The organism is Micromonospora sp. NPDC005161 (genome assembly GCF_053599855.1).
Genome location: NZ_JBSFYQ010000025.1, coordinates 71,449 through 84,450, shown reverse-complemented (window position 1 = coordinate 84,450; position 13,002 = coordinate 71,449). Strand labels below are relative to the sequence as shown.

Sequence of the window (13,002 nt, the reverse complement as noted above, 5' to 3'; positions counted from 1 at the left end):
CCTACGCCGAGCCGACCTCCGGCGCCTACGCCGAGCCGACCTCCGGCGCCTACGCCGAGCCGACCTCCGGCGCCTACGCCGAGCCGACCTCCGGCGCCTACGCCGAGCCGACCTCCGGCGGGTACGCCGAGCCGACCGGCACCGGCCAGCCGCTGCCGCCGGTGAGCCAGACCGACCCACTGCCGGGCGTGCCGTCCGGCGGCAGCACCCGCCCGTGAGCCACCGAGTCATCCGAAGGGAGGCGACGGCATGACGATGCCGACGCAGGGGTCCGGACTGGACTCCGGTTACCACCCCGACGCGGGTGCCCCGCACACCGCGGCGGAGGTGAAGGGCAGCTCGCTCGGTGAGCTGATGCGCCAGGTCACCAGTGACCTGTCGACGCTGATGCGCCAGGAGGTCGAGCTGGCCAAGGCCGAGATCCGCCAGGAGGGCAGGAAGGCCGGCAAGGCCGCCGGGCTCTTCGGCGGCGCCGGCTTCGGCGGCTACATGGTGGCGCTCTTCGTGTCCATCGCCGTGTGGCAGTTCCTGGACAACGTCATGGACTCCGGCCTGGCCGCGCTGATCGTGGCCGTGATCTGGGCCGTGGTCGCCGGGGTGCTCTACTCCATGGCCAAGAAGAACGCCCAGCACGTACGCGGGCTCAAGCAGACCAACGACAGCGTGCAGCGGATCCCCGACGCGCTCAAGCCCCACCCGGAGGGAGTCACCCGATGAACACCGATCCCGACCAGATCCGCCGGGAGATCGAAGCCACCCGCAACAACCTGAGCTCCGACGTGGACGCGCTGGCGTACAAGGTCAGCCCCAGCCGCATCGTCGACGACCGTAAGCAGCGGGCCCGCTCCGCGCTGCAGAATGTGAGGGACAGGGTCATGGGAAATGCGTCTGACCTCGGCCACGGCACCGGCCACGCCGCCCACTCGGTGGGCGACCGCGCCTCGTCGGCGGCCTCCAGCGTCAGCGACGCCGCGCAGTCGGCGGCCTCCACCGTCGGCGACGCCGCCCACAGCGCGCCGCGGGTCATCCGGCAGAAGTCCGAGGGCAACCCGCTGGCCGCCGGCCTGATCGCGTTCGGCGTCGGCTGGCTCGCCTCGTCGCTGATTCCGGCCACCCGCCGGGAGCAGCAGGCCGCGACCCAGCTCAAGGAGAAGGCCAGCGAGCACAGCGGGGTGGTGAAGGAGAAGCTGGGCGAGGTGGCCAGCGAGCTCAAGGAGGAGCTGCGCGAGCCGGCTCAGCACGCCGCCGAGTCGGTGACGTCCACCGCCCAGGACGCGGTGCACGCGGTCAAGGACGACAGCAGGTCGGCCGCACAGGACGTCAAAGACCAGGCGCAGCAGTCCCGCCAGCAGGTCAGCTCCTGACCCCACCCGTACCAACCCCGACAGCTCGCGGCCACCTCGGTGTCCGCGAGCTGTCGCGTTGTCAGCGGGGCCGCAGCGCGCGGGTCGAGTGGGCGGCCCGGCGGAGGCGGGTGTCGCCGTAGCGGACTCCTCCGCGCAGGAACCGCTGACCGACCGCGAGCCAGCCGCAGACGCCGCGTTCCAGCAGCCAGAGCGGGGCCGCCAGCGCGGTGCTCGGCGGGAAGACCGCGTCGCCCCCGGCGCGGCGGCGGCCGAGCTCGGCGAGGGCGGCGGTGCCGGCCGCCGCGCCGAGCAGCAGCCCGGACCGGCGGGCCGCGACCGCCGCCGCCAGCGCCGGCAGGACCGCGAGCGCGGTCAGCAGGCGGACCGGCTGGGCCAGATCGTCGTACGCCTGGCGGACCCGTTGGCCGCGGAAGTGCGCGGCGTCCGGTGGCAGCCGGCGTACGTACAGCCAGGCCGGCGTGGCCTCGGTTCCGCCGTACGCCCGCACGGTGCGGATCAGCTCCAGGTTCTCGAAGAGCACGTCCGGGTCGTACCCGCCCATGCCGAGGAAGGTGTTGCGGCGCACCGCCAGGGTGCCCGGGTAGTCCGCCCCGAGCGCCCTGTTGAGCAGCGTCCGACCGGTGTCCCACCAGGCGTGCCAGGGCAGCGGGGCGAAGTAGTTCTGCGGCCGGACCAGATCCACCCGGCCGAGCAGCCGGTGCACCGCGCGCAGCCCGGCCTCGTCGTACCGGACGTCGTCGTCGGCGATCACCACGTGTTCGTGGCCGGCCGCGCGGACGCCGGTCAGCACCCCGGTCACCTTGCCGTTCAGCCCGCGCAAGGTGGGGTCGGGCGGGAGGTGCCGGCGGACCAGCCCGCGCCACGTCGCGGCGTGGCGGGCGAAGACGTCCGGTGGGGAGCCGTCGACCACGATCAGCTCGACGCGGCCGCCCAGCCAGCGCAGGTAGTCGGTCAGCTCGGCCAGGCCGGTGTCGACGGTCCAGCGCAGCGGCAGCACGTACGCCATCGGCAACGGGGGCGGCGCGGTACCGTCCCGGCGCCGGCCGGGGTCGAAGGGCACGGGTGCCTCCCGGACAGGCGGTGGGTCAGGCGGTGCGGCGGATGTTGGTGAGGGTGAGACCGGTGGGGGGCAGCGCCGGCATCCGGTGCAGGTCCAGGGCCAGGTCCTGTGGCGGAACCTCGTAGCGCATGGCGCTGGTCAGGTTGGTGACCGCCCGTTTCATCAGGTCGATGGTGATCCACTCGCCGGCGCAGCGGTGCCCGGTCCAGTGGTCGCCGCCGCCCTGCGGGATCAGCTGGAACGCGTCCACGGGACGGCCGGCGAACCGCTCCGGGCGGAACAGCTCCGGCTCGGGCCAGAGCGCGGGGTGGTGGTTGGTGCCGTACAGGTCGAGGAGCACCCGCCGCCCTCGCGGGAAGTGGTGGCCCTGCCAGTCGAAGGAGCGCCGGACCTGGGCCGCGGCGGCCGGGAAGAACGGGTAGTACCGGCGTACCTCCTGCACGAACTGCTCGGTGGCCTCGTCGTCGCCGCGGACCCGTTGCCGCCAGGCGGGATGGTCGTGCAGGGCGAGCGCGGCGAAGACGATGAACCGGTCCACGGCGACCGTCGGCCGCAGCACGTTGAGCAGTTCGACCGCGGCGATCCGCCGGGGGAGCAGCCTGCCCCGCGCGTCGCGGTGCTCGGCGATCACCTTCAGCGCGCTGCCGGCGGGGGCCGGGAGAATGCCGATCCGCGTCCGCTCGATGATGTCGGCGATCCAGCGTTCGGCCCGACGGCGGGCGAGCAGGCCCCGCCAGTGCCGGGGACCGACCATCGCCGGGGCTTCGATCACGGAGTGCAGCTCGACGGTACGGCGGTCGACCTGCGACGCGGCCAGCGGCACCCCGGCCCAGGCGCAGACCACCCGGGTCAGCAGCCGGCCCAGCTCGTCGTAGAGCGTCACCGGCGTCGCGCTCTCCCAGGCCGGGATCCGAGCCTGCCACTCGTCGTCGAAGAGTTGGCCGAGCTGCCCGATGGCGGCCGGCGTCATGATCGACATGAGCATCGCCTTGCGGTCCCGGTGCTCCGGCCCGTCCAGCCCCTGCACGCCGCCCCGGCCGGTCAGGGTCCGCTGTACCCGCATCGGCATCGCCTCGCGCCGCTGGAAGCGCTCGGCGTCGTAGAACAGCGTCGCCGCCGGCCGGCCGCGCAGGCAGATGGTCGGGGCCAGCAGGATCCGGGTCTGGAAGACGTCGCTGCCGTATCGGTCGCAGCGCTCGCCGATGAACCGGTAGCCGGCGCGGAGGAACGCCAGCGTGCTGTCCGGGCCGCGGTCGGCCGGCATGGTCGCCATCGGGTCTCCTCACGTGCGGATGCCGGCCGGTCTGCTCGGCCGGGTGCGTCTACCCAGGTCGGGGCTCCTGAACCCACCGATGGCATCGGTCGCGCGCCGGCTGGCCGGTGCGGCGTGGCCACCGGATCGGCGTCCGCTGGCCCCTCCCACCGGCGCGGGAACCTGGTTGAGTTTCGGGTGAGTGGCCGGCGGCGACGAGGGCCGGGGCGGCTGGGGCCGGTGTTGCGGCCGGTCCGCGACAAGGGATCACGGGGAGGGCGTATGCGGGACAACACATCGCCGCACTGGCGGCAGCGGCGGGCGGTCGGGGGTCTCGGCGCGGACCGTATCCGGGCCCGGGGGGCGCTGATCGGGCCGCCGCGGCGGCCCACCCGGCCGCACCGGTTCTTCACGGTGCACCTGGGCTTCACGGCTGCCGGCATGGCCGACGCCCGCGAGCTGGCGGTGGCGTACGCGGAGGCGCTGAGCCTGCTCCGCCCGGAGTTGGCGCTCGGCGCGGCGGCCCTGTCGCCGGCCGATGCCTGGCACCGGGCCGAGCGGCTGTTCTGCGGGGCGGTCGGCCCGGACGGCGAGCGCTGCGTCGACGTGGCCGAGCATCCCGGCTTCCACCACGCCCCCGGCCCCGGCGGCCTCGGCTGGGGCGACGGCGACGGCCCCGGCGATGGTTGACCGATGGCTGACGCCCGGCCCCGGGTCGGCGACGTAGGAGTGCCGCGGGCGTCGAAACACCCCCACACCGCCGAGCCGGCGTGCGCGTTCAGTCCAGGTCGAACTCGCCGTCCTGCGCGCCGGCGACGAACGCGTCCCACTCCGCCTGGGTGAAGACCAGCACCGGCCCCTCCGGCTGGGCGGAGTTGCGCATCCCGATCAGTTCGTCGACGAACGCGACCTCGACGGCGCTGTCGGAGGTGTCCCCGTCGGCCCGCTGCCAGACCGCCCGAGAGAGGTCGAAGTCGCCCTTGGGGTGCTGCGCCATGGTTCTTTCCTCCAGTGCCGAGGGTCGTGTGGTGACCGCGTGCGGATCCCCATCGGGCAGGATAAGCGGATGCCGAGCCTGACCCGTGTAGAGGCGACCGCGCGTGGCGCGGCGATTACTGTCGAGTCCTATCAGGTGGACCTCGACCTGACCGGTGGCGGCGAGCTGTTCCGCTCCCGCGTCGAGATCCGGTTCCGGGCGACCCCCGGCACCGCGACCTTCGCCGAGATCAAACCCGCCAAACTCCTGGCGGTACGCCTCAACGACCGCGACGTCGACCCCGGCGCGTTGACCGACAACCGGCTCCCGCTGACCGACCTGGCCGCCAAGAACACGCTGGTCGTCGAAGCGGAGATGGCGTACTCGAACACGGGGGAGGGCATGCACCGCTTCGTCGACCCGGCCGACGGCGAGACCTACCTCTACGCGGTGACCTTCCTCGACAACGTGCAGCGCATCTTCGCCGCGTTCGACCAGCCCGACCTGAAGGCGTCGTTCACCCTCACGGTCACCGCTCCACCCGAGTGGACGGTCGCCAGCAACGCCGAGGTGGCCGCCAACCCCGCGCCCGGGCGTTGGGAGTTCGCCCCGAGCGCGCCCCTGGCCACCTACTTCTTCTCGCTGATCGCCGGCCCGTACCACGTGCGGCGGGCCGAGCACGACGGCGTGCCGCTGGGCATCTACTGCCGCCGGTCGCTGGCCGAGCACCTGGACGCCGACGCGGAGGAGATCTTCACCGTCACCCGGCAGTGCCTGGACCGGTTCCATGAGCTCTTCACCGAGCGCTACCCGTTCGGCAAGTACGACCAGGCGTTCGTGCCCGAGTTCAACGCCGGCGCGATGGAGAACCCGGGCATCGTCACCTTCCGCGACGACTACGTCTTCCGCTCGGCGGTCACGGACACCCAGCGGGAGCTGCGGGCCACCACCATCGCCCACGAGATGGCGCACATGTGGTTCGGCGACCTGGTCACCATGCGCTGGTGGGACGACCTGTGGCTCAACGAGTCCTTCGCGGAGTACCTGGGCACCCGGGTCACGGCCGAGGCGACCCGCTTCGACCAGGCGTGGACCACGTTCGCCATGCGCCGAAAGGCCTGGGGGTACGCCGCCGACCAGCGCCCCTCCACCCACCCCGTCGCTCCGGAGGAGGTGGCCGACGCCGACGAGGGCCTGCTCAACTTCGACGGCATCTCGTACGCCAAGGGCGCCAGCGTGCTGCGGCAGCTCGTCGCGTGGCTCGGCGACGAGGCGTTCCTCGCCGGCCTGAACGCGCACTTCGCCGCGCACCACTTCGGCAACGCGACCCTCGCCGACCTGCTGGCCAGCCTCTCCGCTGCCAGTGGCCGGGACCTGTCCGGCTGGGCTGGGCTGTGGCTGCGCCAGGCGCAGGTCAACACGCTGCGCGCCGAGGTCGCCGTCGACGCCGACGGCCGTTACACCGAGGTGGCCGTGGTGCAGACCGCGCCCGAGTCGCACCCGGTGCTGCGTCCGCACCGGATAGGTGTGGGCCGCTACTCGGCGGACGGCACGGTGGAGCGCGACGAGGCGGACCTCGACCCGGCCACCGACGGCGGGCGGACCGTGCTCGACGGGCTGACCGGCGCCCCGGCGGCCCGGCTGCTGCTGCCCAACGACGGCGACCTCACGTTCGCCAAGGTGCGCCTCGACCCGGCGTCGGCGAAAGCCGTGCCGCTGGTGCTGCCCGGGCTGGCCGACCCGCTGGCGCGGGCGGTGCTCTGGAGCGAGGCGCTGGACGCGGCGACCGATGGCGAGCGGCCCGTGACCGGCCTGGTCGAGCTGATGGTCGCCGCGCTGCCGGCCGAGACCGAGGTGATCATCGCGGAGGACGTGCTCACCCTGAGCCGGTCGCTGGTCGACCGCTACCTCGACCCGCTGACCCGCTCTGCGGCGCTGGCCCGGGTCGCCGGGGCGTGCCGGCAGTTGCTCGACGGCGCGCCGGCGGGGGAGTCGTTGCAGCTCGCCGCCGCGCGGGGCTGGATCGCCGCGACCACCGACGCCGACCTGCTCACCGGCTGGCTCGCCGGCCGCGACGTGCCGACAGGGCTGAAGGTCGACGCCGAGCTGCGCTGGTTGGTGCTGCGCCGGCTGGTGGTGCTGGGCGCGGCCGGCGCGGCGGAGATCGACGCCGAGGTGGCGGCCGACCGCAGCGCCACCGGCGCCGAGCGGGCCGCCCGCTGCCGCGCCGCCCTGCCCGATCCCGCCGCGAAGCAGGCAGCGTGGGACATCATCGTGGGGGGCACCGAGCTGTCCAACCGGCTGCTGGAGGCGACCGCCGAGGGCTTCTGGCAGCCCGAGCAGGGCGAGCTGACCGCGGCGTACGTCGAGCGGTACTTCGCGGACATGCCGGCCGCCGCGCGTCGGCGTACTCCCTGGACCGCCGACCGCGTGGCCACCCTGGCGTTCCCCCGCTACGCCGTGGCGCAGCCGACGCGGGAGGCGGCCGCGGCGCTGCTGGCCCGCGACGACCTGACCCCCGGCCTGCGCCGGGTGGTCACCGACGCCGACGACGACCTGCGCCGCGCGCTGGTCGCCCGGACGGCGGTGGCCGCCGCGGCGGCCTGAGAGGGCAGGCGCGGGGTGGCTGGCGGGCCACCCCGCGCCCCGGCTCAGCGCAGCGCCGGCTCCGTCGTGACCGGGGCGTCCCAGTCGATGACGTAGCGCTGTTCGGCGGCGACCGTCTTCTCCGGGTCCATCGCGGTGCGCGCCAGCAGCGGCATCAGCAGCGGCATGAGCGTCCGGGCGACCGGCCCCGGCGCCTTGGCGTGGTTGATCCGCGCCGCTCGGGCGGCGACCTTCTCGACCCTCGCGCGGCGCAGCCGCTCGAACGCGGTGAACGCCGATGCCACGTCCGGCAGGTCACGCAGGCAGCGGGCGAGCTGCACCGCGCTCTCGATCGCCAGTGACGCGCCCTGACCGGAGCTGTTCGACGGCGCGTGCGCCGCGTCGCCGACCAGCACCATCCGCCCCCGGTGCCAGTGCGGCACGGGCGGCATGATCTGCAACGCGCCGACGACCTGGAGCTCGTCGGCGCTGCTGGTCGCCGTCAGTTCCCGGCCCGGATCGTCGTCGCCGTAGCTGCTGCGCAGCGTGTCCAGCCACTGCGCCGCCGGCACCGCGCGGGCCTCGACCAGGCTCAACGGCCGCTGGTGCGGCAGATTGGCACCCCAGCGGGTGCCACCGCCGGGCTCCGGCCAGTAGAGGTAGTAGCCGCGTCGCCCGAACGCGAAGGTCATGGTGCCCGGCTCGGCGTCCACCTCGTGCCGGGCCACCGCCTCGAAGCCGAGCAGCCCGGTGAACCGGGGGCCGGGCGCGGCCGGGTCGATGAGACCGCGAACGGTCGAGCGGATGCCGTCGGCGCCGACCAGGACGTCGGCGGTGGCGGTGCTGCCGTCCTCGAAGCGGGCGGTCACGCCGCTCTCCGTCTGCTCGGCGGCGACCAGCCGCTTGCCGTACGCGAACGGGACGCCCTCGGCGACCGCCCGGTCGTGCAGCACCCGGTGCAGCTCGGCCCGGTGCACCACGCGCAGCGGTGGCACCCCGGCGAGCGTGGGCAGGTCGATGCGGCGGCGGCCGACGGCCATCACGGTGCGCTCGATCGGGGTGGCGATCGCGGTCACCGCCTCGTCCGCGCCCACCGTGCGCAGGGCCGCCACGCCGTTGGGCGCGAGCGCGAGGGTGCCGCCGATGCCGCCGACCCCGCTGGCGGTGGCGGGGTACGCCTCGTGGACGGTGGCGGTGATGCCGGCGCGGCGCAGCGCGAGCGCCGTCACCGGACCGGCGATGCCGCCGCCGATGACGATCGCGGTTCGTATCGTGGTCATGCTCTCTCCCTGGGTGTCGTCGGTTCGTACGCGTGCGAACCGACCTGGGAGGGAGCGCGGTTATCCTCGTGGTTGCCGCTTCGGGCCGGGCGCCTTCCCAGGTGTCGGTTCGAGGTAAGGGCCCCGGCGGGGTGTTGGCGCACCCCGCCGGAGCCGTCCGTCAGTCGGGGGTGTCGGGGGCCGGGGTGCTGGTCCTCTCCGCCAGCTCGGCCAGCTCCGCCGGTATCTCGCCGGTCTCGTGGAAGGCCCGCCAGGTGTCCAGACCCGGGTAGCTGCCCGAGGTCAGCTCGGCGAGCAGGGCCCGCAGCCAGGCCGCTTCCGCAGCCCGCATGGCCAGGTCGTACTCGGACTCCACCAGGAACAGCCGCGGGATCTCCCGTAGGTGCGCGTCGAGCGTTGCGCGGTCCTGGCCGATGGCGTCGTCCAGCAGGTCGAGCCGCTGCCGCAGCAGGTCGGTGGCTTCGTCGGGATGCAGCGCGGCGAGCACGGACAGGCCGGCCCGGAAGCGGGGATGCTCCGGCATCGGGGTGGAGACCAGCTCGCGGGCCCAGTCGACCAGCTCCGCCCGTCCCACGTCGGTGATCCGGTAGACGGTGCGTTCGGGGCGTCGGCCGTCACGGACGCTCTCCACGGCCTCGATCATGTCGTGTTTGTCCATGTTGCGGATCACCGTGTAGAAGGATCCCCACTTGAACTCCATGTCCTGGTCCTTGCCCCAGGCGCGTAGTGCGGTGGCGATCTCGTACGGGTGCATCGGCCGCTGGACCAGGGCGGACAGCACGGCCAGCGCCAGCAGGTTGCCGACCTTGCGCCGCTTCGGCACGACGCCTCCTCGTTCTCGTACCCGAATACTTGTTGGCGAGTATATGCCCACGAGTCGTCGCACCGCGACCCCCGGGTCGATGGCCTTTGTTTCCCCGCGTGTTTGGAGCGGGATCAGGTGTGCCCGTCGCCGGGCCGGAGCGGTGGTCCACGACGCCCGGCCTACGATCACGGGGTGGAGGAAGACATCCGGCGGATCGGGATCATGGGCGGCACCTTCGACCCGATCCACCACGGGCACCTCGTCTCGGCCAGCGAGGTGGCCGACCGTTTCGGCCTGGACGAGGTGGTCTTCGTCCCCACCGGGCAGCCGTGGCAGAAGACCGACGAGCCGGTCAGCCCCGCCGAGGACCGGTACCTGATGACGGTCATCGCGACCGCCTCCAACCCCCGGTTCCAGGTCAGCCGGGTCGACATCGACCGCAGTGGGCCGACCTACACGGTCGACACGCTGCGCGACCTCCAGGCCGAGTACGGCCCTAAGGTGCAGCTGTTCTTCATCACCGGCGCCGACGCGCTGCAACGCATCCTGTCGTGGAAGGACCTCGACGAGATCTTCGAGCTGGCCCACTTCATCGGGGTGACCCGGCCCGGCTTCCAACTCACCGACAGGCACCTGCCCGCCGACACCGTCAGCCTGATCCAGGTGCCGGCGATGGCCATCTCGTCGACGGACTGTCGTGCGCGGGTGGCCCGAGGCGAGCCGGTCTGGTACCTGGTGCCCGACGGTGTGGTGCAGTACATCGCCAAACGGCACCTGTATCAGCGCTGACCATGCCCGATTCACCCCCATTCATGCGGCTAATCGACCAGAACTGACAAGTCGAGGCGATGCCGGGTATGAGACGCTTGGAGGATCGCACGGTTGATCGAAGGAGAACGGTGACAGTTTCCGAACGCGCTCACGAGCTGGCGATCGCCGCCGCCCAGGCCGCCGCCGACAAGAAGGCGCAGGACATCACCATCATCGACGTCGGCGACCAGCTCGCCATCACCGACGCGTTCCTGCTCGCCGCCGCCCCCAACGAGCGTCAGGTGCTGGCCATCGTCGACGCCATCGAGGAGCGCCTGCTGGAGCTGCCGGAGAAGGCCAAGCCGGTGCGGCGCGAGGGTGAGCGTGGTGGCCGCTGGGTGCTGCTCGACTACGTCGACATCGTGGTGCACGTCCAGCACACCGAGGAGCGCGAGTTCTACGCGCTCGACCGGCTCTGGAAGGACTGCCCCACGATCCCGTTCGTCGACCGCGACCTCGTCGAGGCCGACGCCAGCGGGTCCGCCGCGGCCGAATGACCCGGCTGATCGTCTGGCGGCACGGCAACACCGACTGGAACGCCGCCAACCGCGTCCAGGGGCAGACCGACGTACCCCTCAACGAGCTTGGCCGCGACCAGGCCCGCGACGCCGCCCCGCTGCTCGCGTCGCTGCGTCCCGACGCCATCGTGTCCAGCGACCTGAGTCGCGCCGCGGAGACCGCCGCCGCGCTGGCCGCGCTGACCGGCCTGCCGGTCCGCACCGACGCCCGGCTGCGCGAGCGGCACTTCGGGCAGTGGCAGGGCCTGTACCTCACCGAGGTCGCCGAGCGCTTCCCCGCGGAGTACGCCCGCTGGCGGTCCGGCGACCCGGCCCCGGGCGCGGGCCTTGAGCCCCTGCACGACCTGGGCCAGCGGGTCGCCGCCGCGTTGCAGGAGGCGGCCGACGCGACACCCGGCGGCACCGTGGTGATCGCCACCCACGGCGCCGGCTCCCGGCAGGGCATCGGTCACCTGCTCGGTTGGGACGCCGGCGTGCTGCGCAGCATCGGCTCGCTGGTCAACTGCCACTGGACCGAGCTGCGGCACGACGACGTCCGGGGCTGGCAGCTGTGGGCGCACAACATCGGCATGATCACCGCCCCGGCCGTCGTCGACGCGGTCTGAACGCCGTCCATCGCGGCCGGCCCCGTTACCTGTCGCACGATTGCGCCTCGGCGTTCACCGCCCCGATCGACTAGCGTGCGGGCATGCCCGTCGCGGTCGTCATCGACTCCACCGCCTACCTTCCCCCCGACCTGGTGCAGGCGCACCGGCTGACCGTCGTGCCGTTGACCGTCGTGCTCAACGGCGCGGAAGGGCTGGAGGGGGTGGAGACCCAGCCGGCCGATGCCACCCTGGCGCTGAGCGGCCGGCGGGTCACGGCCAGCACCTCCCGGCCGGCGCCCGAGCAGTTCGCCCAGACGTACCGCCGGCTCCTCGACGCCGGCGCCGACGGGATCGTCTCGGTGCACATCTCCGCGAGCCTGTCCGGCACGGTCGAGGCGGCCCGACTGGCCGCCGCCGACCTGGACGGCCGGGTCGAGGTCGTGGACAGCCGCTCGGCCGGCATGGGGCTCGGCTTCCCGGCCATCGCGGCCGCCACGGCCGCCGAGGCCGGTGCCGACCTGTCCGGTGTACGCGACGCGGCCCTCGCCACCGTCGCCCGGACCACCGTCTGGTTCTACGTCGACACGCTGGAATTCCTCCGCCGGGGCGGCCGGATCAACGCCGCCGAGGCGCTGCTCGGCACCGCCCTGTCGGTCAAGCCGATCATGCACATGCCGGACGGCTCGATCGTGCTGCGGGAGAAGGTGCGCACCGCCAGCCGGGGAGTGGCCCGGCTGGTCGACCTGGCCGTCGAGGCGGCCGGCGACGACGAGGTGGACCTCGGGGTGCACCACCTGGCAGCTCCGCAGCGAGCAGAAGCACTGCTCGCCGCCCTCACCGAGCGACTCGGCGACCGGCTGCACGACACGTACGTCTCCGAGGCGGGCGCCGTCGTCGCCGCGCACGCCGGCCCGGGGTTGGCCTGCGTCGTCGTCCACCGCAGACCGAGCGGCTGAGCCGGGTGTCCACGTCGTGCGTGGTGACCGGCGGCGGCCGTGGCGTCGGCCGGGCCGTGGTGCAACGACTCGTGGCGACCGGTGCCACCGTCGTCGTGGTGGAGCGTGACGCCGACGCGGTCGACTGGCTGGCCGGGCACCCGGCCGCCGACCGGCTGGGCGCGATCATCGGCGACGCCGGCGACGAGCAGGTGGCCGAGCGCGCCGCCCACCTGGCGGAGCGCTCCGCGCCACTGACCGGCTGGGTCAACAACGCCGCGGTGTTCCGGGACGCCGCCCTGCACTCGGCGTCCGCCGACGCGGTGCTCGACCTGATCGGGCAGAACCTGCGCCCGGCCGTGGTGGGCGCCGCCGTGGCCGTGCGCCGGTTCCTGGCCGCCGGCGCGGGTGGCGCCATCGTGAACGTCTCGTCGCACCAGGCCCGCCGGCCGGTTTCGGGCGCCCTGCCGTACTCGACAGCGAAGGCCGCCGTGGAGGGGCTGACCCGTGCGCTGGCCGTCGAGTACGGGCGGCACGGCATCCGCGCCAACGCCGTCGCGCTCGGCTCGATCGCCACCGAGCGGCACGGCGACTTCCTGGCCGCCCAGGAGCCCACCCAGGCCGAGTGGATCGACGCCGAGCTGACCCGGCTGCACCCGGTGGGCCGGATCGGGACGGTCGACGAGGTGGCGGAGGCGGTCGCGTACCTGCTGTCGCCGGCGGCGAGCTTCATCAACGGGGTCACGCTGCCGGTGGACGGGGGACGGGCCGTGCTGGGCCTGGACCCGGAGGCCCGCTGACCACGGTGGCGTCATGGCCCATACCG

Annotated in this window: 14 protein-coding genes and 1 pseudogene; 10 read left to right on the top strand and 5 right to left on the bottom strand. The window is 73.6% G+C overall.

Annotated features, from left to right (window positions below; translation table 11 throughout):
* From ACWD5O_RS23100 to ACWD5O_RS23090, 3 genes and pseudogenes are all read left to right on the top strand, one after another.
* Window positions 1-218, top strand: a pseudogene (locus ACWD5O_RS23100) (hypothetical protein); the annotation flags it as partial.
* Window positions 219-249: 31 nt separating this feature from the next.
* The gene (locus ACWD5O_RS23095) at window positions 250-717 is read left to right on the top strand and encodes a phage holin family protein (RefSeq protein WP_089019404.1); all 468 of its coding nucleotides are present in this window, start codon (window positions 250-252) and stop codon (window positions 715-717) included.
* A complete protein-coding gene (locus ACWD5O_RS23090; protein ID WP_450086515.1) occupies window positions 714-1,364 on the top strand; it encodes a DUF3618 domain-containing protein in 651 nt (216 codons plus the stop codon). The genes ACWD5O_RS23095 and ACWD5O_RS23090 overlap by 4 nt, the downstream gene beginning before the upstream one ends.
* A 61-nt stretch (window positions 1,365-1,425) precedes the next feature.
* Here the strand turns inward: ACWD5O_RS23090 and ACWD5O_RS23085 are convergent, their stop codons facing one another.
* Together ACWD5O_RS23085 and ACWD5O_RS23080 are read right to left on the bottom strand one after the other, a co-directional pair.
* Complete coding sequence (locus ACWD5O_RS23085; RefSeq protein ID WP_450086514.1) at window positions 1,426-2,427, bottom strand: glycosyltransferase; 1,002 nt, start codon at window positions 2,425-2,427, stop codon at window positions 1,426-1,428.
* Window positions 2,428-2,452: 25 nt separating this feature from the next.
* Window positions 2,453-3,700, bottom strand: a complete 1,248-nt coding sequence (locus ACWD5O_RS23080) for a cytochrome P450 (protein WP_450086513.1) — start codon at window positions 3,698-3,700, stop codon at window positions 2,453-2,455.
* A 261-nt stretch (window positions 3,701-3,961) separates the two neighbouring features.
* Here ACWD5O_RS23080 and ACWD5O_RS23075 point away from each other — a divergent pair, with 261 nt between their 5' ends.
* Window positions 3,962-4,369 (top strand): hypothetical protein, encoded by a 408-nt coding sequence (locus tag ACWD5O_RS23075; RefSeq protein WP_450086512.1) that lies wholly within the window; start codon window positions 3,962-3,964, stop codon window positions 4,367-4,369.
* Window positions 4,370-4,457: 88 nt separating this feature from the next.
* On the opposite strand, the gene ACWD5O_RS23070 is transcribed toward ACWD5O_RS23075, so the two are convergent.
* Window positions 4,458-4,676 (bottom strand): DUF397 domain-containing protein, encoded by a 219-nt coding sequence (locus ACWD5O_RS23070; RefSeq protein ID WP_354965617.1) that lies wholly within the window; start codon window positions 4,674-4,676, stop codon window positions 4,458-4,460.
* 69 nt (window positions 4,677-4,745) lie between these two features.
* Here ACWD5O_RS23070 and pepN point away from each other — a divergent pair, with 69 nt between their 5' ends.
* Entirely contained in the window at window positions 4,746-7,262 is a 2,517-nt protein-coding gene (gene pepN / locus ACWD5O_RS23065; RefSeq protein ID WP_450086511.1) for an aminopeptidase N, read from the top strand.
* Window positions 7,263-7,306: 44 nt separating this feature from the next.
* Here pepN and ACWD5O_RS23060 read toward each other — a convergent pair whose 3' ends face one another.
* Window positions 7,307-8,521, bottom strand: coding sequence for an FAD-dependent monooxygenase (locus ACWD5O_RS23060; protein ID WP_450086510.1), 1,215 nt, complete (start codon window positions 8,519-8,521; stop codon window positions 7,307-7,309).
* A 160-nt stretch (window positions 8,522-8,681) separates the two neighbouring features.
* Entirely contained in the window at window positions 8,682-9,344 is a 663-nt protein-coding gene (locus ACWD5O_RS23055; protein WP_354965614.1) for a PadR family transcriptional regulator, read from the bottom strand.
* A 174-nt stretch (window positions 9,345-9,518) separates the two neighbouring features.
* On the opposite strand from ACWD5O_RS23055, the gene nadD reads away from it, so the two are divergent.
* The 5 genes from nadD (at window position 9,519) to ACWD5O_RS23030 (ending at window position 12,976) form a co-directional block, all read left to right on the top strand.
* Window positions 9,519-10,115 (top strand): nicotinate-nucleotide adenylyltransferase, encoded by a 597-nt coding sequence (nadD, locus tag ACWD5O_RS23050; protein WP_450086509.1) that lies wholly within the window; start codon window positions 9,519-9,521, stop codon window positions 10,113-10,115.
* A gap of 110 nt (window positions 10,116-10,225) precedes the next feature.
* Complete coding sequence (gene rsfS / locus ACWD5O_RS23045) at window positions 10,226-10,633, top strand: ribosome silencing factor (RefSeq protein WP_354965612.1); 408 nt, start codon at window positions 10,226-10,228, stop codon at window positions 10,631-10,633.
* A complete protein-coding gene (locus ACWD5O_RS23040; RefSeq protein ID WP_450086508.1) occupies window positions 10,630-11,259 on the top strand; it encodes a histidine phosphatase family protein in 630 nt (209 codons plus the stop codon). The genes rsfS and ACWD5O_RS23040 overlap by 4 nt, the downstream gene beginning before the upstream one ends.
* 83 nt (window positions 11,260-11,342) lie before the next feature.
* Window positions 11,343-12,197: a DegV family protein gene (locus ACWD5O_RS23035; RefSeq protein ID WP_450086507.1), complete on the top strand. Its 855-nt coding sequence runs from the start codon at window positions 11,343-11,345 to the stop codon at window positions 12,195-12,197.
* 5 nt (window positions 12,198-12,202) lie between these two features.
* Window positions 12,203-12,976, top strand: a complete 774-nt coding sequence (locus ACWD5O_RS23030; protein WP_354965609.1) for an SDR family NAD(P)-dependent oxidoreductase — start codon at window positions 12,203-12,205, stop codon at window positions 12,974-12,976.
* The last annotated feature ends 26 nt before the right edge of the window (window positions 12,977-13,002 follow it).

Excerpts from the sequence above, each read along its gene's own strand:
- ACWD5O_RS23095 (WP_089019404.1), top strand. The coding sequence starts at position 250 with ATGACGATGCCGACGCAGGGGTCCGGACTGGACTCCGGTTACCACCCC.
- ACWD5O_RS23060 (WP_450086510.1), bottom strand. The coding sequence starts at position 8,521 with ATGACCACGATACGAACCGCGATCGTCATCGGCGGCGGCATCGCCGGT.
- ACWD5O_RS23070 (WP_354965617.1), bottom strand. The coding sequence starts at position 4,676 with ATGGCGCAGCACCCCAAGGGCGACTTCGACCTCTCTCGGGCGGTCTGG.
- ACWD5O_RS23075 (WP_450086512.1), top strand. The coding sequence starts at position 3,962 with ATGCGGGACAACACATCGCCGCACTGGCGGCAGCGGCGGGCGGTCGGG.
- ACWD5O_RS23035 (WP_450086507.1), top strand. The coding sequence starts at position 11,343 with ATGCCCGTCGCGGTCGTCATCGACTCCACCGCCTACCTTCCCCCCGAC.
- pepN (WP_450086511.1), top strand. The coding sequence starts at position 4,746 with ATGCCGAGCCTGACCCGTGTAGAGGCGACCGCGCGTGGCGCGGCGATT.
- ACWD5O_RS23040 (WP_450086508.1), top strand. The coding sequence starts at position 10,630 with ATGACCCGGCTGATCGTCTGGCGGCACGGCAACACCGACTGGAACGCC.
- ACWD5O_RS23090 (WP_450086515.1), top strand. The coding sequence starts at position 714 with ATGAACACCGATCCCGACCAGATCCGCCGGGAGATCGAAGCCACCCGC.
- ACWD5O_RS23080 (WP_450086513.1), bottom strand. The coding sequence starts at position 3,700 with ATGGCGACCATGCCGGCCGACCGCGGCCCGGACAGCACGCTGGCGTTC.